Raw genomic sequence first — 26,313 nt, 5'->3', positions numbered from 1 at the left:
TCTGTGGCGACATCTTCAAACGCCAGTTGCGGATTTTCATCGAAAGAGCCGAATAAATCCTCTGGTTGTGTTTGGGCTGAATCTAAGTTTTCCCCAAAATTGATATCTAAAGAAGTTTCTGTAATTGATAGTTCGTCCACAGTATTGTCTGTGGTTTCCATCTGAATATAGGTGGAGTTTATGGCGACATCTTCAAACACCAGTTGCGGATTTTCATCGAAAGAGCCAAAGGAATGAAGTTCCAGATCGACAGCAGATGTTTCTGGTGGCTGATGAGTAAATTCTGGAGCAAAATCTAAAGCTTCTGGTTGTTGCGATCGCATGAGAATTTCTTCTCCTGGATGCTGCCCGAACAAAGGTATGTCTGGCGTGGAGGTATTGCTGATTGCTGGGGAAATAGTTGAGTCACTGAGTGCCAACTCATCAAATAAATCATCTCCAGAATCTGATGAGAATATCAAATCTAGCTGCTCTTGGTGCTGGAAATTAATATCCAAATCTTCCAAATCAAAACTGGCTAGAGGAGAAGATATAGTTTGTTGACTGTCGGCAAAAATATCATCAGTTGTAGGAAACAAACTCTCCTCTAATGCCCTTTCCACATTCTGCTCAATTAAGGAATCGAATTCGTTCTGTTCTTCTGTACTTTCTTGGTTCCAGAAATTGCTCAGATCGTTTTCTGATTGAGAAAACTCAGGTGCTATTGCTGGAGATGTATCAAATAAATCACCTATTTCTGGTTCGCTTGTAGGCAGTAATGTCTGTTCTTCCATTTCAGCAAACGGATTGTCCGAAGACAAGCCTATTTGCTGGGGTAATTCTATGTAGTCACTAGGAGTAATTTCTTCTACCCAGTTTGCATTTCTCGTTTCGGATAATAAGTTATCAAAACTGTTTGGTTGGTTAATCGATAGTTCTACACTGGCGAACGCTTCAGTTTCTGGCTGAGTCACTTCGCCTGTAGGCAATATTTCAGCATCATCATCTAGATCCAGTGTCAATAAATTTTCAAATACATCGTCTTTCTTGACACTAGCAAGCTGGTTTGTCTCACTAGAAATATCAATAAATTCTTGTAAATCTTCGGAAGAAGAATCTAAATTTACATCAAGTACGTTAATATCACTTAAATCTAAAGTCGTAGCAGATGTTTGTTGATTTTCCGGTTCTGAAGTCTCTTTTTCTAGGAAATTATCGCCAAATAATAGGGATAAATCTTCTGTTGTGACTGTAGTTGCTGCTCGATCAAAGGAAAGTAAATCAGATAAATCGCTATGAGCATCCTCAGCGTCAGTCCTGCTGAAATCAATTCCAAAATCATCGGTAGCAACAATATCTAAGGTTTCTTCTTGATGCCAGCTTTCATCTAGTTCAGGAGTCTCACCTTCAAATAAATCGGCAAGGGTATTTAACTCAGCTATTCCTACCTCTGGCCCGTTGGGGTCAAGATTGTTACTGATTGGATGTGCTTCGTCATGTGTGGTGAAACTAAGACTAGTGTGAATTGCAGCGTTGAGTGGTGTCCCCTGTTGAAGATAGGGGCGAACGCTAGCATCCTTGTCTAGATTAAGTTCTTCAGTGGTCTGGGCTAGGTCTAACTGCTTGGTGTTACCAGATAAAATTGGCTCTGACGCAGCTGATGATTCTGTCAAAACCGCAGCCTGTTCATCAAACAAATTAGGAGTAACTTCTAATAACTCAATTTCTGCCAAGCTCAAAAGTGCTTCTAGTTGCTGACTAATTGCAATTTCGGCTTCCCTACCTTGCAGAACTAATTCTTGAGCTTGCTTAATTTCGGTAATGACAATTTTAGCTAAAGTTAGATAACTATTTTCAGAATTGCCGATCGCACTGGCTGCTGCTTGACACAAACCACACCACTTGGATAAATTCCAAGTCTCACCAAGTTTGGCTAACTGGTAACAGCATTGCTGAAGGTTTTGCCGAGTTGAGGGTGTTGTGGTTTGCTTAAACAGTTGCAACATTTCTCGCAGTGTTTGCAGCACTTGGGCTTGAAACTCGCCCCAATTATTATGTTCTTTAGCGGTGACTGGCGAATATACCTGCTGAGGTGCTACTGAGACAGGTATTTGTGGAGATCCCTGATGGATGTCTTCTGCCAAACCGGGAATATCTCGCCGCAGGAAAATTTCTGTAAGTGTGGAGACATTCTCTAAAGAGTTTGTGTGTAGTTCTGTTGCATCAGTACTGCTGGATGCTCCAATTTTTCCTTGTTCTACAAGTAGTTCTAAATGCTCATACAGCCATTGAAAGACAGGCTCAGTTTCTGACATTAAAGTATTAGCTGCATCTTCAGAAAGACCATAAGGCCCGCTCAAATGCTCTAACAGCGATTTCAGGGTATCAGATACACCAAGAAATAAAGACTCTAACTTTTGGTCAATCTTAACCGGATTATCTTTAAGAACTTTGAAACAATCTTCCAGACGGTGGGAGGTATGCTGGATGCTAGTCAATCCAAGCATCGCGGCTCCTCCTTTAATGGAGTGAGCCGCCCGGAAGACTTCACTGATCATTTCCGGGTCGTTCAAGGTACCTTCTAGATTCAGTAACCCCTGCTCAATGGTATTCAGGTGATCCCTAGCTTCTTCGATAAAGTAACCCAAAATCCGCTGTTGTTGTTCCGGCAGCATAGTTTTTTAGTCATTAGTCATTGGTCATTGGTCATTGGTCATTAGTCATTGGTCACTTGTACTGAGCGTTGCCGAAACCTCTCATAGAGAAGTATTAGTTATTAGCAAATAACAAAGGACAAAGGACAAAGGACAAAGGACAAATGACAATTTATCTAGTTTCCATAGTTTCCACTCGGAAACGTTCAACGGAAGCGATCAAGTCACGGGATACACCTACTAAGTGTTGTAAGGCTCCTGAAACTCGCTGTGCTTCTTGAGAAGTTTCTTGGGCAGTGAGTTCTACTGATTGCATTACGTGAGCGACGGCGCGGGAGGTTTCAGTTTGTTCTACAGTGTCGCTGGTAATAGAGCGCACAAGAATATCAATGCGATTCGCCACTTGAATAATGTTTTCGAGCGATCGCTTGGCTTCTTCTGCCAATTTTGTCCCTTTAATTACTTGTTGTGTGCCTTCTTCCATCGCGGTCATTACAGAACCTGTTTCGCTTTGGATTTGCATCACAATTTGTTCAATTTCCTTCAGGGATTTCGCAGATTTATCTGCTAATTGGCGCACTTCGTCTGCGACGATCGCAAACCCGCGTCCAGCTTCTCCGGCTCTTGCCGCCTCAATACTAGCATTGAGTGCTAATAAGTTGGTTCTGGAAGCAATTTGAGAAATCAACGCCACAATTTTAGAAATTTCTTGAGAAGATTCCGCCAACCGCTTCACTTTGCGAGTGGTTTCGGCAACAGTTTCTCGAATTTCTAAAATACCTGCGACGGTATTTTCTACCGCTTCACCACCTTGGAGAGCGATCGTACTAGCATCACGAGCAACGGTTTCAGCTTCCCGCGCCGCTTCTGCTACCCGTTGAATCGAATCAGTCATCACCTGTACAGAATTCAGCGTTACTGCTAACTCTTCTGCTTGGCGCAAAGCATCACTAGATAAGGCTCTAGCAAAGGTTTCAGAGTTGGTTGCACCTTTTGTTACATCCTTCGCTGCCACTTTTACCTGTTGCACAATATCCCGTAGGTTTTGAATTGTCAGGTTAAAAGCGTCGGCTACGGCTCCTAGTACGTCGGCTGTCACTTCCGCTTGGACTGTTAAATCACCTCTAGCCGCTCCTTCCACATCATCCAAAAGGCGAATTACCTGGCGTTGCAGGTTTTCTTTAGCCTCCTCTTGTTCATCGGCTTTGCGTTGGGCTTCACTTGTCGTCGTGAAAATTACCCGTGCCATTTCGTTAAAGCCAGTGGCTAAATGCCCCAATTCATCTTCGGAATACACTGTAGCTTGAGCATTCAGATTTCCTTGACGTACAGCCTCAAACTGAGCTTGCAGATCGTTAGTTGTGCGCCGAATTTGTTTAAGCGCCAGATTCCCCATGAAGCCTGCGGTAGCAAAACCTGCAATCCCAGCGGCTAATGACATTGCCCAACCTGTGTTTCGGACTGATTCTCGTTGGGGGGCTGGCGAAAATGTGGTGGCGACAAAGCTAACTGTGGCTACCACTAGCGCCGAAACAATGCCCACACTTCCAGCTATTAACCATTGTTTCCGTTCTATGGAGGCATTCTCTAATGGTGCTAACCAGCCTTGCTCGACGCTAACGTTGGGTTCTAGTTTCGAGACATCTGTTTGGCTAAAGATTGGAACTCCTTCATGGGAACCAGTCATCGAGAATAGTTCTTCTTCGCGATCGGCTGCATTACTTCCAGAAGGCTCCACGACTTGAGAGCGCCCACTGCCAGTAGAAACTACTGGAGCAGAATACATTGCTGCATCACCAAAGTTAGAATCTTCTTCGATCAGGTCAAATCCTGGAATGTTTCCTAAATCGTCAAATTCCTCAAAGTCATCTAAAAAATCGATATTACTCTTAGAATTTTCTCCATTTAGTATATTGTTTGAGTCCTCATAAGAACTCGAACCCTCTGAGCCAAAGGCAGACTCAAATGCCTCCATATCAAAATTATCATCCTCATCAAATCTATTTTTGCCGATGCTTGTACCTGATTTAAACTTCTTTTCTTCTAGAGGTATATTGCCACTAAAAGATGAAGAATTATCAGGTAAATCTGGCTGAAATTCATCCTCTACTTCCAAATCTTTTGACTTCAACCAATCATGGGCTTCTGTTTCCGGCAAATCATATTTACTCTTGTTATTTGCGTTTGTCGAACTATTTATAAGTTCTTCTTCGACAACAATAAGTAAAGTCTCATCTCCAAAATTCGATTTTTTATATTCTAAATTCCCAGCCCTAAGCTCTGGAGACTTTGGCTCACTCAACAAATCAGAGAAGTTATTATCGCTATTACTAGTTTGGGAATTGGAAAATGAAAAGTTATTATTGTCAATAGCTGAATTTTCAGGAGTAGAATTTATCTCATTCTCAGAAAAATGACGATTTACTAATGATTCATCATGGCTATCTTCTGATCCATCCTCCTGCCAAAAAGCAGGCAATTCTAATTCTGTTTTTTCCTCATAACTACTGCTATTTAAATCCAATTCTTCTGATTCTTCATCCAAAGCAAAAGGGTCATCACCAAAAGCTGTAGAAGAATCTGATATTTTCCTCGTTCCAATACTATCTTCTGTGGGGATGTCAAATGGACTATTAGAAGATAGTTCTTCAACCTCATTCACAGTTTCTTGATGCTCTCCAAAAAAGTTCAAATCAAGATTTTTACTGTCAAACTCTTCACTAACCCCCAAATCTTCTAATTCTGGTTCGCTATATGCCAGTGGCTCGGATATCTCTGAGGAATTGATTTGTTCTTGATTTCCTGATGTATCAATCTGCCCACCGAATGACTGTAAATATTGATTGATATTCTCAATTCCATTATTGGCAAAAACAATAATTTCTTGCTCACTAGTCAAGCCTAAGACCTGTTGATATTCTTCTTTTGCTACATCGTACTGCTGTAAAACATAGTAGATGTGACCCCTTAACAAATGAGTGTTGGGGTCATCTGGTAAATTTTGCACCACTTGGTCAACTAAAGTGGCTGCAACCTCATAATTTCTTTGGACATAGGCGGTCATCGCCTGTTGATATGTTGGCTCGTAATTATCAATACTTGCTGCCATTTCCTCCTCCAATTTCATCCTGCCCACCTAGCACTTCGGACAATTGCCATTTGATCGAGCAGTCGTAGACACTGATTATTTTTAGCATTTAGTAACCACTCTCCCCGTAAAAAAGGAACCATAGTATCTGGAACATTAGTTGGTGGCATGAGATTCTGGACATCCAACCAGTCCATACCTCCGATTTCTTCTACTGCTAAACCCACTATTGTGTCTTGCTCTTCGATGGCAATCACCGAAATTTCAGCTCTATCCGTGTTTAATGCACTTGCTTCCCCCAGAAATTGACCCAAATCAGCCACCCAAATAACTCGACCTCGTAAATTTAGAGTACCCAAAAGTAAAGGAGAAGCATTAGGAATCGGAGTGATTCTATCAGGACTTAGTTCAATTACCTCCCGAATGCCAGTTGCTTGTAGTGCAAACTCCTGATGCGAGGGAATGTAAAATCTCAAATGTAACTCACCTTCAGGACTTTCTACTTGTAATTCTGGTCGGAAGTGGTCTTGACCGCTACCACTTAAAAAGTCCGGTTTGCTGACCATATTGCTTTTATCCTTATCCTCGCAGCAGTTGTTTGACTGTTCCTACCAACTCGGTTGGTTGAAACGGTTTGGCTATGTAGGCATCTGCACCCTGCTTCATGCCCCAATAGCGATCGAATTCTTCGCCTTTGGAAGAACACATCACCACAGGGACATTTTGGGTTTTGGGATCGGATTTTAACCGCCGACAAACTTCGTAGCCGTTCATCCGAGGCATGACAATATCCAATACCACTAAATCGGGAGGTGCTATTTGAATTGCCTCCAATGCTTCTAATCCATCGCTGGCATGGGTAACTGTTAGACCGGTTGCTTTTAGGAGGTCTGTAATCATCTCCCTTTGCGCGATACTGTCTTCCACAATCAGAACTGTACTCATAAATGTCTATTTGCCTCCTGATTTAAACGTTCCTATTTGGAACATTCCCTGATTCCTCCGCAAGTATTAACTGTATAAATTAATTGTATGTTCTCACTATTTTCCTTGATACTGAGGTTTCACTAAGTTGGCTGACTCTGTGATAACATCTTTTAACTGATCTTTTAGTAGATCAACAAGTTTATGTTTTTCCTCAGTCCCTACTCTCCATTTTCATAGGATTCTATTTTGAGGTATTTCTCTACGAGCATGAGTAATTCAGTGTCTGTAAATGGTTTTGTTAGATAATCTGTAGCCCCGACCATCCTAGCTTTGACTCGATCGATAAATCCATCTTTACCAGTGAGCATAATAATCGGTGTGAGCCGAAATGCTGTGGAATGTCGCAGCATGGCGCAAACCTCGTACCCCTCCAATTCCGACATGGCGATATCGCATAAAATTAAATCTGGTTTGAGTTGAAAAACCAGACTCAGTGCCTCTAAGGGATTGGTGAGAGCGATCGCTTCATAACCCTGTGGTTGTAAGATCGAATTTATAGTCTCACCGATGGCGATCGCATCGTCAATACATACTATCCGCCCCCTGTGTTTTGCCTTCAATTCCCTGCTACCGATGTGGGTATCTGATTTAGCCGTAACTGAATATACTAGTTGTAGCCAACTCTGTTGCACATAAGGATATATTGCCTTAGCAACTGTCAAAATGTCTCGGTTGAGATAGCGAGACAGTTGACGCAAGGTTGTTTTACCATCAGCCCAATGTTGTAATTTCTCTACAGTTGCTTCTGGTAGTGAAGATTGTAGCTGAACTTTGTCAGATAGCACTGGTAATTGCTCGGGAGACTGGATGTGTGGATACAATTGCTTCCACTCTTGCACCTGCTTCGTAATTTTTGTAACAAATGGAGCAATGGCGAAAGTATTTAATTGTGGGGCAAGTGCCGCACCCTGATGGAAAATGAAGTTTCCTTGGTGTAAACTCAGCAGATCGAAGAGAGTTTCATGTACCAAGCCGTGAATGATACTACCAGCTATCTTGGGGTTGATAATATTCCGCTCCAAAAGTGCCCACAGATAGGCATACTCTGGTGAGTCGGTTGATGGTAGAGAGGCAATTTGTTTGTCGGTGAGTCGCATCTCGACTCGATAATGACGTAAATAATCGTTAATTCTGGATAAACTACTCTCACCTTCTTGGCAATAGATAATCTGACCATTGAGGAAAAAGACGAACCAAGACTGTTGTTTGGGGCGATAAATGCTTGCTCCCTCTCCACTCAGCTTGTTGTTATGGTGAGAGCTTTGAGCTTCTACCCATAGTTGGCCAGTTCGCTGTCCCAACTCAATCAATTGCAGGATACTGCAAATATCAATTTCACTTAAATTTCCCTGCATTTACCTAAAAAGTACTCCTTTTATTGATTAATTATGTCCCGCAATTTTTCCATTTTTTGAGTGAGTAGTTTAAGTATTAATTATGGAGTATTGAAAAGATTTTTACCCTTTTTCTTATTGCTATATCATCTGTTGTATGCATAGATGTGTAGCCGCTACTCTGCGAGAACGTCAAAGGCAAACCCGCAGGGTACGAGAACTGCTATAGATTCAGCTAGAACTCTTAATTTTTCGTAATCCACTTTGACAAAGCTAGTGTTAACACGGAAGTCATCATCACTGTCATCAGTACAAAATATAAAGGCGCGACCCACTCGCTTTTATAAGTACCAAGACGTAATATATCGCGTCTATAGTTTTGTCTGTCTTGTTCTCCTAAACTTGGGTTCAGTGAGAGAAGTTAACAGAATTATTTAACCCACATCCCAAAAAATGAACTTTAAGTGCATCAATAAAGGACTAACGGTGTGCTGTATTTAGCAGAAGTACAAAAACAGAAAGGTGGTTTACTCAGTGGCGGTGGCAAAACTGAACTGAAACTGCTAGCTTGTCAGCGAACTGACCAGAATTGGAATACTGTGTCGGAAGAAGTGATTGCTGCTGAAGACGCAAGCAAATTAAATGATGGCGCTTTGGTACTGGTTGAACTGAATCCAAATCGTCAAGTGCAGCGAATTCAAGAAGCAGGGCGGCCACTAGTCAATATTTTGCAGAATTTTTCCCGCCAATTGGAGAAATTTAAGCTCAAGGAAGATGAAATCGATCAGTGGAAACAGTCATTAACGTTTCAGGCGCAAGAGTTGAATCGCCGTGAAATGGACATGGAAGTACGCTCAGAACAGTTGCAAAATATGGAAGAGGAGTTGCAACAACTAGAGCAACAAAAACAAGAAGTTGACACATCCCGCCAAGAAATTGAACGGTTACAAACAGAAGTTGAACGCAACCGCCTAGAATTGGAAGGCGCTTGGGAACATTTGCGGGGTGAGCAACGCCGCCTAGAGGAACATCAAGCGGATTTTAAACAAGGGACGGTTTTGGATGAAGAGCAAAGTCGGGTAATGAGTGAATTACTCGATCGCTTATCTAGTCGCGTAGCTCCCACGGAAACAGTCAGAGAACACCTGCATCTAGCCTTTGAATTGGTCGAAAAGCAGCAAGCAACTCTTACCCCACACTGGCAAAAACTAGAAGAAGAAAAAACTGCGATCGCCCAACAGCAAGAAGAAGTGGAGCGGTTGTCACAAACATTTAGCGATCGCCAAAATGCATTGCAAGAAGCACAAAATATTCTAGTTCAGCAAACAGCCCAATTGCAGATAAATACAGCAGACCTTAGCAGCAAGCAAGAGTATGCGCGGATAATCAAAGAGCAGTTACGAAACGCCGAAGAGTTATATCAACAAATTCACTCTTTGGCTGCAACATCTGGTGATGTAGTTCTCGGACAGCAAGCTAATGTGGAAGCTTTGGATAAAATGTCTTTAGAAGAACTACAAAAGATAGTCCAAGACTTGCAGCATAAGCTGCAAATAGATGCTAGCTTTGTTCACGATCAAGAACAAGAACTGACATATAAACAAGAAGCTATAGAAGAACTGCAAAATAAATTAAGCCAAGCATCTGACAATGACCACATCAATTTAGAACTGGAATTAACGGATGAAAAAGACCTCTATCAGATGCTAAACTCCAGTTTGGTGGGACAACGCCGCAATATGTTACAGCATCAGAAGTTTCTCAAGCAACACCAAGCTGTATTACTACGGCGACAAGGGCATCCTGTTGTTGAGGAAGAAGATGGTAATAAAGTTAATTTAGAACCGATTCTGTTACAAATTGAAACCCAGCGACAACAATATTCGCAGGAAATCCAAAAGCTGGAACGTGAAATCGATCAAATCCGTTCTGGTGTTGAGCTAAATCAAGGAATGATTGACAATCAAACTCACGATTTGGATGAAAAACGTCAAGAACTGAAAGCAATCGAAGAAAACTTGTTATCCTTACGAAGAACAACTGCTGAATATTCTGGTCGGGTGAATCTTTATCAAGAAACACTACAACCAATTCAGGATTCCTTGGATGGATTACGGCAAAAGCTGCAAGGAATTGCAGAATCTTTGGATCAATTCCAGGAAACTGGCGATTATCAAGTCCAAGCGATCGCTCAGCTGCGCCAAACTCTCCAAGGTTTAATGCCTCAGCCAGAATTATTAGCGTCTTAACAAGAGACGCGATTAATCGCGTCTCTACAGGAGTTAAGGGTTATAAGTTAGGAATTAAAGAAAATTCCTAACTCATAACTCCTAACTTCTAACTATTTCAAGCAGATCCAATCACCTTCTACTTGAGCGATCGCACCACCAGGAAATGGATCGGTTTGCGATCGGTTTGGTGCTGTAATTAAAGCCGTTAATTTTTCGATATGTTCAAAACCAGGTGCGTCAGTCAGTATTCGCTGCAACACCTGACGCATCACCCGACGTTGCAGTGCTAATGGTGCTTTCTGCAATACCCGACGATTTAACCTTAGGGGAAGAAGAGCAAGGGAATCTTCTTCATCACCAATACCCAATGCCTTTTGGCGCAACTGCTGGGCTGCTTTTTCGAGATATTCCACTTCTGCTTGGAGAAGTTCTGCTGTTTGGGCTAAGGCTGATTCTACTTGGGGATTGAAATTTTCTCGTAAATATGGTATCAATTCTTGGCGAATCCGGTTGCGGGCGTATTGCAAATCTTGATTGGTGGAATCTTCCCAAATTGGCAATTTAAACTCTTGACAAAATTGCTCTGTTTGTATTCGAGTGACTTCTAAAAGTGGACGCACTAGCATAATGCCCGTAGTTAGGGGACGTTGCCAAGTCAGGGCTTGCAAACCATCAGCACCAGTACCGCGAATTAAATTGTAGAGGAGAGTTTCAGCGCGATCGCTAGCGGTGTGTCCTGTAACTATATACTGATAATTGTTTGCTTGAGCCATCGCACTTAAAGCTTGATAACGCCAATCGCGGGCAGCAGCTTCACTATTTATAGGTTCGTTTGCTGTTTCTAAATAAAAAGATATACCCCAAGTTTTAGCCAAGTTTTCGACGTGACGAGCATTAGCTTGGGAGTCAGAACGCCAACGATGATCGCAGTGAGCAATACCTAAAGCCCATCCCCATTTGGATTGTAAATCTAAAAGTAATTTTATTAAACACAAAGAATCTTGTCCGCCAGAGACAGCGATTAATAGACGCTGGTTGCGCTCAAATAAGTGGCGCGATCGCATTGTGCGATGGATTTTTGCATGTAGAGGAGTCCATACCATTTTGGTTTTTTTAGCGCCGACGGACACAGATAATTGTCTCTTAATATCACGTGCATCGACAATTACGATTTGGGTATTAATTTTCACCTTGGTTAAGTTGCTGCCGAAGGTCGTCGAGGGGAGAGCTTTCTTGATTAATATCTAAGCGATTATTTTCTTGTTTTTCTTCAATTTCAGCTTCATCAGGGCAAAATTCTAGGCGGACTCTAATTCTGCCTGTCCGCCATTGTTTACCAGGGATTAAAACATAACATTCAAATCCTTCGTCAAATATTCTTGAACCTGATGATGTATGGTGTTTTGCCCAAAACTTTTTTACTTCCTTTAAAAGCTGAAATACTATTTGAGTGCGGGGTAAGTTTTCAAATGCTTCTTGGTGAAAATGCACAACATCTTTTTCAGGATTTAGAGGTTCACATTCATTATTCATAAATCTTGCACCTGTAACTAAATCTATAGTTCCCAAGAGAGATAAATTAATTGGAAATCCTCATAGTTTTTGAATTTGACTTGCAGCAACAACTTCTTTAACAGTTAACGCTAATTCGGGGAAAGTAGTAGAAAGAATCTCGCGTCAAACGAATTGAACAGTGTTGCGAGGAGGTAAAACAAGCTGTCAGGCAAGTTCACACTGAAGGTATCTATCCTAGTGAAGCAGCTATTTCAAGGATATTGGCTAAACCAGGATATTTTCGTGACAAACAAGTTTGCGCTGCTTTAAGGGCAGCGCGAAAAGAAATTTGTTTGGAACCATAACCTTGCTACCCTTTATTGGAAGCATAAGCTTACCGTTGCGGCAAAGTTATGGGTAAAGTCACAATAAAAGCTTTTTAGCATTTTCAATTTTTAGTGGGGGTGGAGGGACTTGAACCCACACGACCTATTACGGTCAACGGATTTTCATCCTCCCGCAGTTTTCACTGCTGCCTGATGGCAATAGCCAAATCAGGTTTTGAGAATTGGACTCTCCCTTTACCCTCGACTTAACGTTAGGGTAGCTCCCGTCGGGTCTCTGCACCTTCCGAATAGTTAGGAGTTAAGAGTTTTAATGTACTCTGCACTCACGACTTTTTTCGGCTTGGCTCAGGATTGCCATGTCTGTCACCAGATTTAGGTTTCCCTGAGTTTGAGAGCTTCCACTTGAGGGATTTCTCCTTCAAGGCTCAGTTATCTAAGTCCGTAGCGTCTACCATTCCGCCACACCCCCGCAGGTGTTTGGTAATTAACTAGTATAGACCTAGTTATTTTTTGGAGGCAGCAAATACCGCCTTATCTATTCCACCATCAATTGTGTCTTTTGTCCAACTAGATTGAAAACATTTTTTCCAGATTGTGCGATCGCTTCCCAAATTCGGAAGTTTTTCATGTTTTTTCGTAATCAACCTGGATGAATTTTCGATTTTGTCTGACTAAAGCATTTATTTGCCGGCAGATTCACGATAATAGCATAAAACTATCTTTTATCAATCAATCTGGATATAAAAAAGGAATTCTGGGGTAGTTATGGTGAAAGCATCGACTATACTTCCCTCAGTTTGGCTGTTCAGCCTATGATGGAAAACAGATGCTTAAGACTTGAAAGTTATGATTGTAGCCCTCCTGTATCTGGTTTTGGCTGGAGCTTACCTTCTGGTAATCCCGATCGCTGTTTTGCTGTACCTAAAACAGCGTTGGTATGTCGCTAGCTCCATTGAGCGTCTCTTGATGTACTTTTTGGTGTTTTTCTTCTTCCCAGGCTTGTTGGTTCTATCGCCGTTTGTAAATTTCCGACCCCAACGGCGACAAATTCAAGTTTAACGACATTGGTAGGTCATAACTCTCATGCGACGGATTGACGCTATTGGAATTGGCTTAGGTGTTTTTATTGCTGGCGGCTTGGCATATTTAGGATTGCAGCTAGTCGGTTTGGATACTCAGAAAGCTGGTATATGGAGCCAAGTCTTACTAGTCAGTGGTTTAATTGGCTGGTTAGCGACCTATTTTTTCCGTGCGGTGGGACAAAAAATGACCTACCACCAACAACGGGAACAATATGAGCAAGACTTTCTGCAAAAGCGGCTAGATGAGCTTACCCCCGAAGAACTTGCACGAATTCAAGCTGAAATAGAACAAGAAGAGCAATCTCAGGTGTAAAGTTATCATTGGTCAGTTGTCATTTGTCATTCGTAAATGACCAATGACTAATGACCAATAACCACTGACTATTGACACTTGACTAAAAATGACTGCGATTTCTGATTGCTTTGAAACCCTTGGACGGAATCGTGAGTGCGCTCTGATTCCGTTTATTACTGCTGGCGATCCAGATTTAGAAACAACAGCAAAAGCGTTGCAAGTTCTAGATCAAAGTGGAGCCGACATTATTGAACTGGGTATACCCTATTCCGATCCTCTAGCTGATGGGCCAGTGATTCAAGCTGCTGCTACTCGCGCCTTGCAAAGGGGGACAAAATTGGAGCAGGTGCTGGAAATGTTGCAAGGGATTACTCCCAAATTGCGATCGCCGATTATCCTATTTACCTACTACAATCCAATTTTGCACCGAGGGATTGACAAATTTCTCCAACAGATAGCGGCTGCTGGGGTAGCAGGATTGGTAGTACCAGATTTGCCCTTAGAAGAAGCAGCAAGCTTGCTCGAACCAGCTAAGAAAATGGGAATTGATGTAATTTTGTTGGTCGCTCCCACCAGTGATGCCAAACGAATAGAAGCGATCGCTCATTCTTCTCAAGGATTTATTTATTTAGTCAGCGTCACTGGGGTGACAGGGGTGCGATCGCAACTGGAAAACCGCGTGTCTGATTTACTCAAACAAATTCGTGGTGTTACTGATAAACCCATCGGTGTAGGTTTTGGGATTTCTGAAGCCGCACAAGCCCGTCAGGTCAAGGAATGGGGCGCAGATGCGGCGATCGCGGGCAGTGCTTTTGTGAAACGGTTAGCAGAAGGGACTCCAGAGCAAGGACTAAATGCGATCGCCCAATTCTGCCAAAGTCTCAAGGCAGCCATCAAGACTACCAACACCAGTACAAATACTCCTCTTGATTAGACTGGTCAAGTAGATTAAAAAGTATAACAGCGCCGTTTTTCTACCCTTGTTTGATAGACAATTTGACCATTATGGTTTTGAATATTAACATCAGATATCATGATGTAAAAAAACTAGCTGATACGGTCGCTTATAGTTTGAGTATTATGTGAAATCAAGTAGGCATAATTTATGAGTGTGAGAGTGAGTCAGTCACAAATGATTATAGTTACGTCGCAATTGAGGAGCATAGGCGATGAGTGAAAGTATGGCGTTTATCGGCGGGGTCGCCGTAGCTGGGCTGGCGGCTCTCGTATTGCTCAAAGGAACAAATACCCCCCTACAACCTAACTTTGCTGTTGCTCCGCAAATGCCAGGGACTGTAGTAGCGCCAGGAATGCAGTCGCCAATGTATCCTTATAGCCCTTATGGGCAACCAGTGTATCCCAATCCTAATCAGCCACCAACTGCTGCTAGTGCTGACCAGCGTCTGGAGATGGAGAAGCTGAATACGCAGATGCAGTTGGAGCGTTTAAAAAACGATAACGAACAGCTGAAGGTTCAAAATCAACAACTTCAAGGCCAAGTTCAAAATTTTAATACTCAGCAGCAGTGGCAACAAGCCCAGCAGTATAACCAACAAAAAGCAGCAGCATTCCAGCCGCAGCAAAATCCTTCTTGGTGGTCTTCACCTATGCTTTGGGCTGTGGGAGGAGCAACTCTGACCATTGGTGGTGGTGTTGTCGTCGCTGGGGTATTGGCTTTGTTCTCACCACGGCAGCGTCCAGCCCGTACTGTACAAGTGATTCACCCCTACCAAGGAAATACGCCGCCCTTGGTTCCAGTCCGTCGTGCTGAGTTTCTTCCTGCTTCGCGGATGGAAGCAAGACGAGTTGAAGCTCCAGAATACGACGAAATGCACTAATCGCGAAAATCAAATTATAAATAAACACCGATTAAAAATCTCGTTTCCAGATAGAACCTGGAAACGTTTTTTATTTGGTTGCTGCTGCAAATTGAGGAGGCAGAACCTACTTGTAGATATAAGCTGGGAACGAGGTAAACACTCGTAACTGTTAAAAGCTGCTTTTCGGAGTTTCTGTGGTAGTGGGACTCTCTTTACTGGCAGGTTGGTTAGTATCGGGAAGTTTTTGTTGGGTACTCTTCGGATTGCCTTGATTTTTTAGTTGAGTTAGTGCCTGTTTTGCCAGATTTTCGGCTGCTTGCTTAAATAATGGTTCTATTTTGTTTCGCCAGTATTTAGTATTGGGCAATTTTTCTGGATGGTTTCTATAATCTAAAACTTTATCCCACTTACCATCATCTATTGCTTTATTGATTTCATTAGATAACGCCTCAGCCTTAGCCCAATCGTCCTGCCACTGGGCAATCATTTTGCCCGTCTCTTGGATACCAGAAGCAGCATTTGCTGGAATCGACCTTAAAAGTGCGATCGCTCCAACTATATCCCCTGAATCATACTTCTTTTTTGCTTGTTCTATAGTATTGGCACTGTTATCATTAGGCTGCGATTTTCCAACGTCGGGATTTGACCCCTTTGGCAATTCTGGTAATTGAGTTACAACATCGCTAGATTGTGCTTTTGGCTTGGGAGTCGGTCGAGTCGCAATCAAGGTGTTATCATCTACAATCTTAGTTGCAATGCCTTTTCCGCGTAGGCAAGAAGCCCATTCTCCATTATTAGTTATCACCTCCGGGTGTGCCCAAGCCAAACGACCAGATTTAAGTTTAACTTCTATCCAACCTCGTCTTGTTCGCTTGCCAGTCACCTCGAAACTGGTATTATCCGCAACTGTTTGCAGAACATTATCAGAATTTATCGAACTAGGTTCAGAACGAATATTAGAATTTCCGACGACAACAGCCGAACATTTGTTTTCTAAGGTGGTATCCGTACCTGTAAGATTTAAAGCTAAATTTTTCACATTTGGATATACATTTGCTACCAAGGCAGCTGCACCACCCGCCAATAATATGCCAATTAATATTGGCCATGGATCGAATTTACTAGAGTCTTGACGGGCAGGTTTGACAGGATTTGCTGGTGCAACTGCAACCGTTTGCAACCGAGATACTTGAGGGCGGGATTTCGTGGATTCTTGAGGTGTGGAAAATGTAGGTACTGGATTAATCGCGTCTTTACATGCTTGCAGTGCTTCCGTGGCGTTTTGGTAGCGGTCTTTGAAGTGATAACGCACCATTTTGGACAACACTGCCGCCAATCGGTAATTTACGGTTAGTGATTGCTGCCAAATGATTTCGCCCGTTTCTGGGTCTTCTTGCAATTCTGTTGGCTGTGATCCTGTTAATGCTTGAATGGCAATGATGCCGAGGGAATAAATATCACTGTTGGGGCGGGGTTTACCTTGCCCTTGTTCTGTGGGCATATAGCCAGGAGTGCCGATAACCACGGTGGCAGAGGGTTGTCCGCCCACTGTTACCAGTTGTGTACGCAGTTGCTTTACTGCCCCAAAATCTACTAAAACTAACTTATTATCTGAAGCGCGACGGATGATATTATCCGGTTTGATGTCGCGGTGAATCACGCCTTGGCGGTGGACAAATTCGAGAATTTCCAGAACTTCTTGCAATAGTTGAATTACTTGGCTTTCACTCCAGCGTTTACCAAGTAGAAGTTCCTCAGCTAGGGTATGTCCTTCTATATATTCTTGGACTAAATAAAACTCTTGGTTTTCGTCAAAGTACGCTAGCAGCCTGGGTATTCGGTCATGGTTGCCTAGTTTTTCTAAGGTTTCGGCTTCGCTGTTGAACAGGCGTTTAGCAGTATCAAAAACTCTGGGGTCAGTTCCGGGTTTGAGATGCTTAACAACGCAGATAGGGTTTCCCGGCCGCCTAGTATCTTGGGCAATGTAGGTTTGACCAAATCCTCCCATTGCGAGGACTCTAATTACGTGGTAACGATGGTCTAGTAGCTTGCCTATCATATTCCCTCCCCAGGGTTATTACTTAATTTTCCAGCTAGTAATAAATATCTCCAAATTTTCTTCAATGAAATCCGCTATCTTGAGAAAAGATTTAGATTAAAAACGCAGCTTTTTAATAAACGCAGACTGTTTATTTTTCTTTTAGTGCCCCTGTTTATTACCAATGCCACCTAAAATAACAAACTCAGTTGCATGGCAGCAGGCTGAAATCCTCATGCAACCTGCTTTCATTCGTGTTATCGACAATATCCGCAAGTCCCTTGATGAATCTTCCTGGACGGGAACTTACCACGATGTCCTGATTTGGCCGCCTAGCACGACTGATGAAATCAAAGCATTGGTGACTGAGTTGTTGCAAGCGATGGAAACTGCAACGCCCCAAGAAGCAGATGAAATCAGAGAGACTCTAGCTCGTCTGCCGATGCCCCATCCAGGATATCATCTCCGTTTGCAGCGTCAACAGCAAGAAGCGAGTATCGATTTATGGGAATTGTGTTATGAGGTGTGTTTTTTTGAATACAGCCCAAAAAAGGAAGGTGCTGATATTGATACTAGTTTAATTGATGAATTGGGTGAAGTGGATTGGCTGCGTTTGGATGCAAAGGCAAAGGAGTTGGTTGAACAGGCGTTTGCTAATTTACCAGAGAGTTGAGAAAATAAAGTAATTACTATAGGAATCCGATTTGATTTATGAAAAAATCTAAGTAACGCACCTGGTTTCAAGGTTTTTGGTGCATTACGCTGACGCTAACACATCCTACGTGTATTTCAAAAATCAAATACTAGTCCTATAATATCTTTAAAATTTTGGAAGTAAATTCGTTATGAATGCTGAGGTGCTTCTTAGTTGGAAAAAGTGAAACTGGAGCAAACACTCCACAGCAGAAATGAAAGGTTATTAAAACATGGATTTTATCAACCAAGCACAGAAGTTGGCAGATACCGTTAGAGATAAAGCTCAAGAAGCAGCCAGCAATGTAGTAAACGGGATGGATGAGGTAGTTGATGGAATCAAGAACGCTACTACTGAAATAACTACTTCAAGTGTCCATGCAGTTAATGATTTACAAAGTTTGTCAACCATAGCGACACAGGCAGGTTTTCAAACTGTTCAAAATGTTAGTAAAACATTTCAACAAAATGCTGTTGCAGTTGCCACATCGAGCATGGTTATGGCTGATGCTTTGCAAAATTTACCTAAGACAGCTGCCGAATTAGCCCAAGAGATGCCCAAGATTGCAAATAGGCTGAAATATCGTGCTGGTGTTCGGGTGGGAGACTCACCTCGTTCTGATGCAGATGTCATAAAGCTTTTTGAGAAAATTCCTGGTACATCAAAGCTTGGAGGCAGAGAATATACAATTCGTCAATTTCTGAGAGATAAACATGGTAGCCATATAAATCCCCGTTCCAAAGGTGGATCGAATGCTGCTGATAATATCCTTTGGGAAGTAGGTGTTGACAATCTCCGTCGCGGAGCTAAAGTTATGACCGTTGGCGAACAGTTTTATATTCGGGTTTATAATGCGGTAGATTCTATTGTTACCAATTCTGGGACAATCGCTATGCTTGGCATTACTGCAACGGGAACAGCTATTCTCACCCAAGTTGTAGTAACGGCGATTTCCTACTCTTTGGATCTTTATCGGGGCGATATTACTGTCGAAGAGTATAAAAATCTAATTTTTGAAGCAGCAAAGGCAGCAGGGATTGCGACACCAATTGTTTTTTTAGTCTTGGTAGCTGTGTTAGCTTTATTTCCAGAATTTACAGTAATTTTGTCAGCACCAGTGGTTGTTGCAGGCTTCAATGCTTTACTTGGTATTAGTATTGCTACACCAATCATTCAATCGCTAGTCCGTCATGTCGAAGCTGGAGGTTTTGGGATAGAAACTGCTGAGGCTTACAAAACTGCATTTGATTAGTATTCTCAGGATAAGAGCGATCGCAGCCCTTAATGCCTTGCGAATTGATCCGATTCTGTAACAGGTTCTCAACACAGCGATCGCTTGGCGGCAAAACTGCGAGAATTAAATATAGCTCTAGATACTATTTAAGTTTCTCGCTGTCTTGCTTGTGCCTATCAAGACCAATCTTATGGATCTTCAGGAAAAACCCATTTTGGCGGTTCCGTCATTTTTTTCCGCAGACGTTCTTGTGCCAATTCCAACATTTTGTCTAGGGGAGTCTCTTCAATAAATTTTGCAGCCGCTTCTCTAAACTCGATATTTGGGCATTTATCCCCTAAAACACACCCGTTAACACAGGCTACAGCGCAGTTAATCTTTTGCTCCACAGTAAATTCCTCTCTTTAAAAGCTATGAGTTATTAAGTTGTGATTTCTAATATTCACCCCTAACTCTTTACTATCAGACATTACCCTCTAAGTAAATTTTACCTTGCCAGTTGCTATCCTATTAGTCTAAATACCTACCATTTAGAAAGTTATGAGTTATGAGTTATGATTTTTACTCCTAACTCCTGTACAGGCGCGATTAATCGTGTCTCTACTCCTATATAAAAGGCGCTCATGTCAGAAGTTTTTGCCACTACTGGAACCATCGCTGCGATCGCAACTGCTGTTGTCCCGCAACAGGGTAGTGTTGGTATTGTGCGGGTGTCTGGTTCGGAAGCAATGGCTTTAGCCCAAACTCTCTTTCACGCACCAGGGCGACAAGTTTGGGAAAGTCACCGAATTCTCTACGGTTACATTCGTCATCCCCAAACGCGACAGTTGGTAGATGAAGCCTTATTGCTGATCATGAAAGCACCCCGTTCTTACACCCGTGAAGATGTGGTGGAATTCCATTGCCACGGGGGAATTATGGCGGTGCAACAGGTATTACAACTGTGTTTAGAAAATGGTGCCAGATTAGCTCAACCTGGAGAATTTACTCTCCGCGCCTTTTTGAATGGACGCTTGGATTTAACTCAAGCCGAAGGTATTGCTGATTTAGTAGGAGCTAAATCGCCTCAAGCTGCCCAAACTGCGTTAGCTGGTTTACAGGGAAAATTAGCTCATCCGATTCGGCAGTTACGCGCCAACTGTTTAGATATTTTGGCAGAAATCGAAGCTCGAATTGATTTTGAGGAAGATTTACCGCCGTTGGATGATAAAGCAATAATATCAGAAATCGAGAAAATTGCTACGGAAATAATTAGATTATTGGCAACCAAAGACAAAGGTGAGTTGTTACGCACAGGTTTAAAAGTGGCAATTGTTGGGCGGCCAAACGTGGGTAAGTCAAGCTTATTGAATGCTTGGAGCCAGAGCGATCGCGCGATCGTCACCGACTTACCCGGTACAACCCGCGATGTGGTGGAATCCCAGCTAGTTGTCGGGGGAATTCCCGTACAAGTGCTGGATACAGCCGGGATTCGGGAAACAACAGACCAAGTGGAAAAAATTGGCGTAGAGCGATCGCGCCGTGCTGCCAATGCAGCTGATTTAGTTTTGCTTACCATCGATGCTTCATCTGGGTGGACAGAAGGCGATAGAGAAATTTACGAACAAGTGCAACACCGTCCGTTAATTTTAGTTATTAACAAAATCGATTTAGTAGAAGAAATTGAAAGAAAAATTCTTGAATCTAAAATTCAAGTTGCGCTGGAAGCGCACCAAAGATGCGCTCCTAAATCTAAAATTTTCACAGCAGCAGCCCAAAATCAAGGTATTGATGCTTTAGAAGCGGCAATTCTAGAGATAGTTAACACCGGAAAAGTCCAAGCTGCTGATATGGATTTAGCAATTAACCAAAGGCAAGCAGCAGCTTTAACTCAAGCTAAAATATCTTTGGAACAAGTACAAGCAACAATTGCCCAGCAACTCCCTCTTGATTTTTGGACAATTGACTTACGTGGTGCAATTCAGGCGCTAGGAGAAATTACTGGTGAAGAAGTTACAGAATCAGTTTTGGATCGGATTTTTAGCAAGTTCTGTATTGGTAAATAAACCAAAAATATTCTACTTTTGCTAATTTGCATAGGTTGTGTGAAGTGAAGCAAAACCTAATGTTTTTACCCATTGTTTAACTAACCTAAAATTAATATAGCGGTTCTCAGTTGAGTGAGGTACAAGAACCCCACCCCCAACCCCCTCCCCGCAAGCGAGGAGGGGACTATGATGTACCTTGTATGACTAGTAAACGCTATAACTAAATGTACATCTCAATTCGCCAAGCAACCATACAAGATACGGGGATAGTGTCGGATGTGTTATTAGAAGCAGCTTTATGGCTCCAGCAGCGTGGTATACCTCTGTGGCGTGATAGCGAGGTTTCGCCAGAAAATATCTCTGAAGATGTTGCTAAAGGTTTGTTTTTCATTGCCGAATATGATGGTGAACCGGCTGGTACAATAAAGTTTCAACTTGAGGATTTACTTTTTTGGCCTGATATTTCTCAGGAAGAGTCAGCATTTTTACATCGCTTTGCAATTCGACGACGCTACTCTGGTGGTAAAGTCTCTTCAGCACTGCTGACTTGGGCTATTGAACGCGCACAAAAACTTGATAAACGTTATTTACGTCTAGATTGCGATGCTTCTCGTCCACGCCTGAGAGCAGTATATGAAGGCTTTGGTTTCCGTTATCACAGCGACAGACAAGTTGGTACTTATTTTGTCTCCCGCTACGAATATGAAATACCTCGACAAGTGACCTGATATTGGTATGTCTTTAAATAGATAAATATTATGCCAGTCTTTAGAAAAGATATTGATTTCTTCTTTGAAAAGTTTATCAAAGTTAGTACTGGAGGGGGTGGAGATGCTAGTGTCTGGGCAGTCGGTAGTTACCAGGGAATATTCATTTTAACTGTCATTGAGAAAAAAGTAGATTCCTTAACTATAGATGACATAGTTGATAAACCAGCTTTTGTTATGTTAGATGACCTAATGAAATTTTCTCCTTATTGGCAATACGATTCAGCAGCACTTGATTTATCAGCAAAATTAGCAATATCTAGTTTATGATTGTTTTTTAATAATTATATATAACAAATGGTTTTTAACGATAAAATAAAAGATGCTAATTCTTTGATTGTCGGAGCCAATCAAGGCATTGGCTTAGGCTTTGTAAAAAACTTGCTTCAAGATGAAAAAATAGCTAAAGTTTATGCTACATATCGCCAAAAGAATGCTGCTGAGGAATTACTATCTTTAGTAGAGAAATACTCTGACAAACTGATTTGTTTGGAGATGGATATTACTGATGAGTTACAGATTCTTGAAGCTGTTCAAACAATACGTACTCAAGTTGACAAACTGCATTTGGTAATCAGCTGTGTAGGACTGTTGCATGAAGATACTTTGCAGCCTGAAAAAAGCTTAAGAGAAATTAATTCAGAAAACTTGCTGCGCTACTTTCAGATAAATAGTATTGGTGCTGTCTTACTGACTAAACATTTATTGCCTTTATTGCGTCATGGAGAACGCAGCGTGTTTGCTAGTATTTCTGCTAAATTGGGCAGTATTGGCGATAACAAACTTGGTGGATGGTATGGCTATCGCGCTTCTAAAGCAGCACTTAATATGTTCATGCGAACTGCGGCCATTGAGTATAAAAGAAGTTGTCCGAAAGCATTAATAGTGACATTACATCCTGGTACAACTGATACGCGCCTTTCCCGTCCTTTCCAGAAAAATGTCCCTGCGGAAAAATTGTTTTCAGTGGAACGTACTGTTACCCAATTATTGGCTGTGATTGAACAGCTTCAAGAAGGCGATAGCGGACAGTTTTTCTCGTGGGATGGGAGCAGATTGCCTTGGTAACTGAGTTACGCTGGTGCTAATGAAACCTACATTACTTGTAACCTCAGCCTATGAAGTTTTTTGTGCCAGCAGCCAAGGATGATATCAAAGCAGAGCAGGTGTATAATGCTCTTGCTAAGTCACTCAAAGCACCAATAACCGAAAAGCATATTTGGAAGTTACAGTGGCGCGATCGCGAAATTGATATGGAATGCGAGGTAGGTAAACCCTTACCATCCTCTTATCAAACCGGAAAAGAGCTAGTTATGGCAATCTTTGAATGCGAAAACCTTTATAAGATTTGTACTCTTACTCGTGGAGGAATAAAGGGAGAACCTATCTTGGTTAGCAAAAACTCTCTATCCTCAGCAACATATTTTTCAGATAACTGATTCTGCTTAATACGCGATCGCCTGTTTGATAGAAGTAGATGCGATACTAAAACCTAAGAATTAGGAAACTCTAACTCAGCGCTTCCCCTGCTTAACTGCGCTGTTTCAGGTGGTAGATGTCGCTCCAACCAATTCTCTAAATCAGCCATTACCTCTTGATAATTGAGGTCACGCTGAATTTCGTGATAGGCTTCTGGATACTCAATTCTCAGCTTATCTGTATAATTTACCCGTTGGTAAAAGGTATCGCTTCCCGCAGGTAAAGCCACTCGATCTGCACCACCGTGGAGAATCAACAATGGTAATTGCCAATCACCTGCGTGAGCATTAATCCAATCAAGTGTTGCAAAGAATTCTGTAGCTAAACGGGCAGTAGCTAGGGTATGTCGTAGTGTATCCTGAGCGATCGCGGCTAAAACCTGCGGATCTCGTGAACCAGCACTAATGTCAATACCTGTATTTAGGGTGAAACGCGGCCACACCCGTGAGAGCATTTTTCCTAAAAGCACTCGAATCGGTGAAATCCCAACTTTCCCCAAGGTTGGCGCAAGAGCGATCGCACCTTGCAATCTTGATGCTTGTTGGGGATAACGCAGAATATAATCTAAGACAATCACTCCGCCTAAACTATGACCCAAAAGAAAAATTGGGCATCCAGGATTCTGAGTCTGAATTAACTCTAAAAAGGCTCCCAAATCTTCGCGAAACTCACTCCAAGCGTTGATATAGCCTTGCTGACCTGGTGAGCGTCCATGACCGCGCAAGTCTAAGCCATAGACGGCATATTGCTTGGGTATCAAATGCTGAATTACATTACTGTAGCGATCGCTGTGCGCTCCCAGTCCATGCACAATGGCTAATATTGCCCGTACTTTACCCTCTGGATGCCAGCTTTGGTAATACAGGTCAAGTCCTCCCACACCTTGAAATCTGCCTTCTTTATGAGACGCTATGCGATCGCTATGGTCAATCATCTCGTTAATTTTTTACGTATTCTCCCAGCAAGTTACTAACATGTCAATATCTATAGCAATCCTGAATCATTCGTGAGAAATAAGATCCGCCACTTCTCAAATAACTTGGGGATCTGTGGGTTGTAAATTACTTAGTCTTCGCGTAGCCTCTTTGCCAATGTGATTACGAATTACAAATTATTTGCCCTGCCATAGTTGCCGTAACGACTGGAAAACCTTTACAAATCTTTCTTCTAGCCAGAGCATAGCATAATCAACCCATTCCAAAATTTGCTCTAAGGGGTGCTTCTCATAGCCTGTTGAAGTTGCTTTAGTTTCTATCCAATCTGGTTGTGCCTCAACTTGACTACTCTGATGAAATTGCTGTTGCAAAATTTCACCTTTACGACTCTCGCTTTTAGTTTGAGAAATGCGGGCTTGAGTTTGTTTGACAGAGGCAACTTTTCCAGATGTTTTTTGATTTGAGACAAGACTACTAGTTGGTTGTTTCCTTCGTACCAAACCAGATCCGATTTTAGGTTGTTTTACAGTTAAATTCTTTTGTGGAAAATGCCTTACTGATAAACTTGCCGCTAAAGCAGGATTTTTGACTTCAGATAGTTTAACTGACTTGTCAGTAACGGTTTCGGTGTCCCCAAATAAATCACCCCAGGTTAGCCAAGGGTCAATAGCTAAATCCTGGTTCTCTAACAAGGGGCTATTAGACAAGGCTTTTCTAAAGCGTGACGAGAATAGTTTACCTGGTAATCGCTCATCACTAGTTGTTGGCTCAAGTGTTTTTCTGTTACCAACACCAAAAAAGTAATTAAGCGCCGCCTCAATCAAAGCCTGAAGATTTAATGTATGAGTTTCCAAACCATCAGTATTAGTTGCAATTTCTCCATTAGCAGCTAATTGCTCTTTGCCATAAAGAAATATATTTAACTTAGTTTGGGCAACTTGAACAATTTCTTGGCTACGCTCTTGCATAGGGACTAAAGCATTTGACTCTAACTTAGCAACGGCTATATCTAAAAAGGCCAACAATCTGTCTTTTTTAACTAAATCTTTTGGTATTTTCCGATCCAAAACTGGAATTTTAGTTGTATCACCCTCAGTGAGTCTTGCTAATAAACGGTCAATTTGTGGTAATAGCTCCGTTTCTTTTTTAGCTATAACCAACCGCCAATACTGCCAGTAATTAGCAACTTCGTTAATAATTCTTTCTTCTAATTTTGCCTGTTGCTGGGATGTCAAAATATCAAGAATTTCATTGTCGGTACTAACAAGTACTAAACTACGGTTCATCAAATTTGTGGCAATCCCTCGCACTACTGGAAAATCTTGTTTGGAAGCGTTCTCTAGCTGTGAAGGGTGGATGATTCCCGCTTGATTTTCTGTAATTGTTGGGGATTTAGTAAGACTAACGTTATTTGTCGAGTTCTTATAAACGAATTTCAGCCGAAAAACTCCTAGTAAAGCCAGGGGATTGAAAGGTTCAGATGTTTTTGCAGGAGTAGAGGTGGTTTCATCTGACAACAGATAATTGACTGCTTCTAGTACTTGTTGAATGGGGCTATCAGCATTTGGAATTTCAGACTGGAAATCGGTATCATTTGGTTGTAACTTTAGTCTAGTTTGCGGTTCTTTGGTCTGTAGCGTTTTTCCAGATGATTCAGATGACTGAAACAGTAGATACACTGGGTAAAGTAGTGCCTCCACACCCCACTTAGTGGCAACTTGCAAATGCCGAAAGGTGTGTTCCCACTGTTGTGTCACCCGCCGAGATTGCTGGTGGACAAAGTTAAATAGTCTGCTTTGATAACGACCAGAGGAACCAGAAGACATAG

General features: G+C 42.1%; 23 protein-coding genes. 12 read left to right on the top strand and 11 right to left on the bottom strand.

Features of this window, described 5'->3' with window-relative positions; all coding sequences use genetic code 11:
• The 5 genes from V7K55_RS10540 to V7K55_RS10520 form a co-directional block, all read right to left on the bottom strand.
• Window positions 1-2,654, bottom strand: a 2,654-nt coding sequence (locus tag V7K55_RS10540) for an Hpt domain-containing protein (RefSeq protein ID WP_334830902.1), incomplete at its 3' end; no start/stop codon positions are given.
• 151 nt (window positions 2,655-2,805) lie between these two features.
• Window positions 2,806-5,742, bottom strand: a complete 2,937-nt coding sequence (locus V7K55_RS10535; protein ID WP_334830900.1) for a methyl-accepting chemotaxis protein — start codon at window positions 5,740-5,742, stop codon at window positions 2,806-2,808.
• Window positions 5,743-5,756: 14 nt separating this feature from the next.
• Entirely contained in the window at window positions 5,757-6,287 is a 531-nt protein-coding gene (locus V7K55_RS10530) for a chemotaxis protein CheW (RefSeq protein WP_334830898.1), read from the bottom strand.
• A 13-nt stretch (window positions 6,288-6,300) separates the two neighbouring features.
• Window positions 6,301-6,666 carry a response regulator transcription factor gene (locus V7K55_RS10525; RefSeq protein WP_069073698.1) on the bottom strand — a complete coding sequence of 122 codons (366 nt, stop codon included), beginning with the start codon at window positions 6,664-6,666 and terminating at the stop codon, window positions 6,301-6,303.
• Between the two features lie 200 nt (window positions 6,667-6,866).
• Window positions 6,867-8,063, bottom strand: a complete 1,197-nt coding sequence (locus V7K55_RS10520) for a response regulator (RefSeq protein WP_334830896.1) — start codon at window positions 8,061-8,063, stop codon at window positions 6,867-6,869.
• A gap of 467 nt (window positions 8,064-8,530) precedes the next feature.
• Between V7K55_RS10520 and hmpF the strand changes: the two genes are divergently transcribed.
• On the top strand, window positions 8,531-10,291 hold the full coding sequence (gene hmpF, locus V7K55_RS10515; RefSeq protein WP_334830894.1) for a pilus motility taxis protein HmpF: 1,761 nt from the start codon (window positions 8,531-8,533) through the stop codon (window positions 10,289-10,291).
• A gap of 92 nt (window positions 10,292-10,383) precedes the next feature.
• Here the strand turns inward: hmpF and tilS are convergent, their stop codons facing one another.
• Window positions 10,384-11,376 carry a tRNA lysidine(34) synthetase TilS gene (gene tilS, locus V7K55_RS10510; protein ID WP_334830912.1) on the bottom strand — a complete coding sequence of 331 codons (993 nt, stop codon included), beginning with the start codon at window positions 11,374-11,376 and terminating at the stop codon, window positions 10,384-10,386.
• A gap of 76 nt (window positions 11,377-11,452) precedes the next feature.
• Window positions 11,453-11,806 carry a KGK domain-containing protein gene (locus V7K55_RS10505; protein ID WP_334830891.1) on the bottom strand — a complete coding sequence of 118 codons (354 nt, stop codon included), beginning with the start codon at window positions 11,804-11,806 and terminating at the stop codon, window positions 11,453-11,455.
• Between the two features lie 1,154 nt (window positions 11,807-12,960).
• Between V7K55_RS10505 and ndhL the strand changes: the two genes are divergently transcribed.
• The 4 genes from ndhL to V7K55_RS10485 all read left to right on the top strand — a co-directional run bounded on the left by ndhL (window position 12,961) and on the right by V7K55_RS10485 (window position 15,329).
• Window positions 12,961-13,173, top strand: coding sequence for an NAD(P)H-quinone oxidoreductase subunit L (gene ndhL, locus V7K55_RS10500; RefSeq protein WP_094327754.1), 213 nt, complete (start codon window positions 12,961-12,963; stop codon window positions 13,171-13,173).
• 24 nt (window positions 13,174-13,197) lie between these two features.
• On the top strand, window positions 13,198-13,509 hold the full coding sequence (locus V7K55_RS10495; protein ID WP_094340472.1) for a DUF3007 family protein: 312 nt from the start codon (window positions 13,198-13,200) through the stop codon (window positions 13,507-13,509).
• An 88-nt stretch (window positions 13,510-13,597) separates the two neighbouring features.
• Entirely contained in the window at window positions 13,598-14,425 is an 828-nt protein-coding gene (trpA, locus tag V7K55_RS10490; protein WP_334830888.1) for a tryptophan synthase subunit alpha, read from the top strand.
• A gap of 235 nt (window positions 14,426-14,660) precedes the next feature.
• Window positions 14,661-15,329, top strand: coding sequence for a heterocyst differentiation related protein (locus V7K55_RS10485; RefSeq protein ID WP_334830886.1), 669 nt, complete (start codon window positions 14,661-14,663; stop codon window positions 15,327-15,329).
• Window positions 15,330-15,480: 151 nt separating this feature from the next.
• On the opposite strand, the gene V7K55_RS10480 is transcribed toward V7K55_RS10485, so the two are convergent.
• Window positions 15,481-17,370, bottom strand: coding sequence for a serine/threonine protein kinase (locus V7K55_RS10480; RefSeq protein ID WP_334830884.1), 1,890 nt, complete (start codon window positions 17,368-17,370; stop codon window positions 15,481-15,483).
• Between the two features lie 163 nt (window positions 17,371-17,533).
• Here V7K55_RS10480 and V7K55_RS10475 point away from each other — a divergent pair, with 163 nt between their 5' ends.
• A complete protein-coding gene (locus tag V7K55_RS10475; RefSeq protein WP_334830882.1) occupies window positions 17,534-18,022 on the top strand; it encodes a hypothetical protein in 489 nt (162 codons plus the stop codon).
• Window positions 18,023-18,275: 253 nt separating this feature from the next.
• Window positions 18,276-19,295 carry an HNH endonuclease gene (locus tag V7K55_RS10470; protein ID WP_334830880.1) on the top strand — a complete coding sequence of 340 codons (1,020 nt, stop codon included), beginning with the start codon at window positions 18,276-18,278 and terminating at the stop codon, window positions 19,293-19,295.
• 170 nt (window positions 19,296-19,465) lie between these two features.
• Here the strand turns inward: V7K55_RS10470 and V7K55_RS10465 are convergent, their stop codons facing one another.
• Entirely contained in the window at window positions 19,466-19,666 is a 201-nt protein-coding gene (locus tag V7K55_RS10465; protein WP_012410641.1) for a hypothetical protein, read from the bottom strand.
• 234 nt (window positions 19,667-19,900) lie between these two features.
• On the opposite strand from V7K55_RS10465, the gene mnmE reads away from it, so the two are divergent.
• The 5 genes from mnmE to V7K55_RS10440 all read left to right on the top strand — a co-directional run bounded on the left by mnmE (window position 19,901) and on the right by V7K55_RS10440 (window position 23,510).
• The gene (mnmE, locus tag V7K55_RS10460) at window positions 19,901-21,322 is read left to right on the top strand and encodes a tRNA uridine-5-carboxymethylaminomethyl(34) synthesis GTPase MnmE (RefSeq protein ID WP_334830878.1); all 1,422 of its coding nucleotides are present in this window, start codon (window positions 19,901-19,903) and stop codon (window positions 21,320-21,322) included.
• A 206-nt stretch (window positions 21,323-21,528) separates the two neighbouring features.
• Window positions 21,529-22,032, top strand: a complete 504-nt coding sequence (locus V7K55_RS10455) for a GNAT family N-acetyltransferase (protein WP_334830876.1) — start codon at window positions 21,529-21,531, stop codon at window positions 22,030-22,032.
• A 30-nt stretch (window positions 22,033-22,062) separates the two neighbouring features.
• On the top strand, window positions 22,063-22,341 hold the full coding sequence (locus tag V7K55_RS10450) for a hypothetical protein (protein WP_265270213.1): 279 nt from the start codon (window positions 22,063-22,065) through the stop codon (window positions 22,339-22,341).
• 27 nt (window positions 22,342-22,368) lie between these two features.
• Window positions 22,369-23,139: an SDR family NAD(P)-dependent oxidoreductase gene (locus V7K55_RS10445; RefSeq protein WP_334830870.1), complete on the top strand. Its 771-nt coding sequence runs from the start codon at window positions 22,369-22,371 to the stop codon at window positions 23,137-23,139.
• A gap of 50 nt (window positions 23,140-23,189) precedes the next feature.
• Window positions 23,190-23,510 (top strand): hypothetical protein, encoded by a 321-nt coding sequence (locus tag V7K55_RS10440; RefSeq protein WP_334830867.1) that lies wholly within the window; start codon window positions 23,190-23,192, stop codon window positions 23,508-23,510.
• 53 nt (window positions 23,511-23,563) lie between these two features.
• Here V7K55_RS10440 and V7K55_RS10435 read toward each other — a convergent pair whose 3' ends face one another.
• Window positions 23,564-24,484 (bottom strand): alpha/beta hydrolase, encoded by a 921-nt coding sequence (locus V7K55_RS10435; protein ID WP_334830865.1) that lies wholly within the window; start codon window positions 24,482-24,484, stop codon window positions 23,564-23,566.
• Window positions 24,485-24,661: 177 nt separating this feature from the next.
• Entirely contained in the window at window positions 24,662-26,311 is a 1,650-nt protein-coding gene (locus V7K55_RS10430) for a hypothetical protein (RefSeq protein ID WP_334830863.1), read from the bottom strand.
• Window positions 26,312-26,313: the final 2 nt, after the last annotated feature.

Origin of the sequence: Nostoc sp. (assembly GCF_036919895.1) — a bacterium.
Classification (GTDB): domain Bacteria; phylum Cyanobacteriota; class Cyanobacteriia; order Cyanobacteriales; family Nostocaceae; genus Nostoc.
The sequence above is the reverse complement of the archived record's forward strand: the minus strand, read 5'-3'. Positions and strand labels throughout refer to the sequence as shown.

Excerpts from the sequence above, each read along its gene's own strand:
- V7K55_RS10450 (WP_265270213.1), top strand. The coding sequence starts at position 22,063 with ATGCCAGTCTTTAGAAAAGATATTGATTTCTTCTTTGAAAAGTTTATC.
- V7K55_RS10470 (WP_334830880.1), top strand. The coding sequence starts at position 18,276 with ATGGATTTTATCAACCAAGCACAGAAGTTGGCAGATACCGTTAGAGAT.
- V7K55_RS10505 (WP_334830891.1), bottom strand. The coding sequence starts at position 11,806 with ATGAATAATGAATGTGAACCTCTAAATCCTGAAAAAGATGTTGTGCAT.
- V7K55_RS10535 (WP_334830900.1), bottom strand. The coding sequence starts at position 5,742 with ATGGCAGCAAGTATTGATAATTACGAGCCAACATATCAACAGGCGATG.
- ndhL (WP_094327754.1), top strand. The coding sequence starts at position 12,961 with ATGATTGTAGCCCTCCTGTATCTGGTTTTGGCTGGAGCTTACCTTCTG.
- V7K55_RS10475 (WP_334830882.1), top strand. The coding sequence starts at position 17,534 with ATGCCACCTAAAATAACAAACTCAGTTGCATGGCAGCAGGCTGAAATC.
- V7K55_RS10445 (WP_334830870.1), top strand. The coding sequence starts at position 22,369 with ATGGTTTTTAACGATAAAATAAAAGATGCTAATTCTTTGATTGTCGGA.
- V7K55_RS10430 (WP_334830863.1), bottom strand. The coding sequence starts at position 26,311 with ATGTCTTCTGGTTCCTCTGGTCGTTATCAAAGCAGACTATTTAACTTT.
- V7K55_RS10480 (WP_334830884.1), bottom strand. The coding sequence starts at position 17,370 with ATGATAGGCAAGCTACTAGACCATCGTTACCACGTAATTAGAGTCCTC.
- V7K55_RS10435 (WP_334830865.1), bottom strand. The coding sequence starts at position 24,484 with ATGATTGACCATAGCGATCGCATAGCGTCTCATAAAGAAGGCAGATTT.
- tilS (WP_334830912.1), bottom strand. The coding sequence starts at position 11,376 with ATGGTATGGACTCCTCTACATGCAAAAATCCATCGCACAATGCGATCG.
- V7K55_RS10525 (WP_069073698.1), bottom strand. The coding sequence starts at position 6,666 with ATGAGTACAGTTCTGATTGTGGAAGACAGTATCGCGCAAAGGGAGATG.
- V7K55_RS10520 (WP_334830896.1), bottom strand. The coding sequence starts at position 8,063 with ATGCAGGGAAATTTAAGTGAAATTGATATTTGCAGTATCCTGCAATTG.
- V7K55_RS10440 (WP_334830867.1), top strand. The coding sequence starts at position 23,190 with ATGAAGTTTTTTGTGCCAGCAGCCAAGGATGATATCAAAGCAGAGCAG.
- V7K55_RS10485 (WP_334830886.1), top strand. The coding sequence starts at position 14,661 with ATGAGTGAAAGTATGGCGTTTATCGGCGGGGTCGCCGTAGCTGGGCTG.
- V7K55_RS10530 (WP_334830898.1), bottom strand. The coding sequence starts at position 6,287 with ATGGTCAGCAAACCGGACTTTTTAAGTGGTAGCGGTCAAGACCACTTC.
- V7K55_RS10495 (WP_094340472.1), top strand. The coding sequence starts at position 13,198 with ATGCGACGGATTGACGCTATTGGAATTGGCTTAGGTGTTTTTATTGCT.
- trpA (WP_334830888.1), top strand. The coding sequence starts at position 13,598 with ATGACTGCGATTTCTGATTGCTTTGAAACCCTTGGACGGAATCGTGAG.
- V7K55_RS10455 (WP_334830876.1), top strand. The coding sequence starts at position 21,529 with ATGTACATCTCAATTCGCCAAGCAACCATACAAGATACGGGGATAGTG.
- mnmE (WP_334830878.1), top strand. The coding sequence starts at position 19,901 with ATGTCAGAAGTTTTTGCCACTACTGGAACCATCGCTGCGATCGCAACT.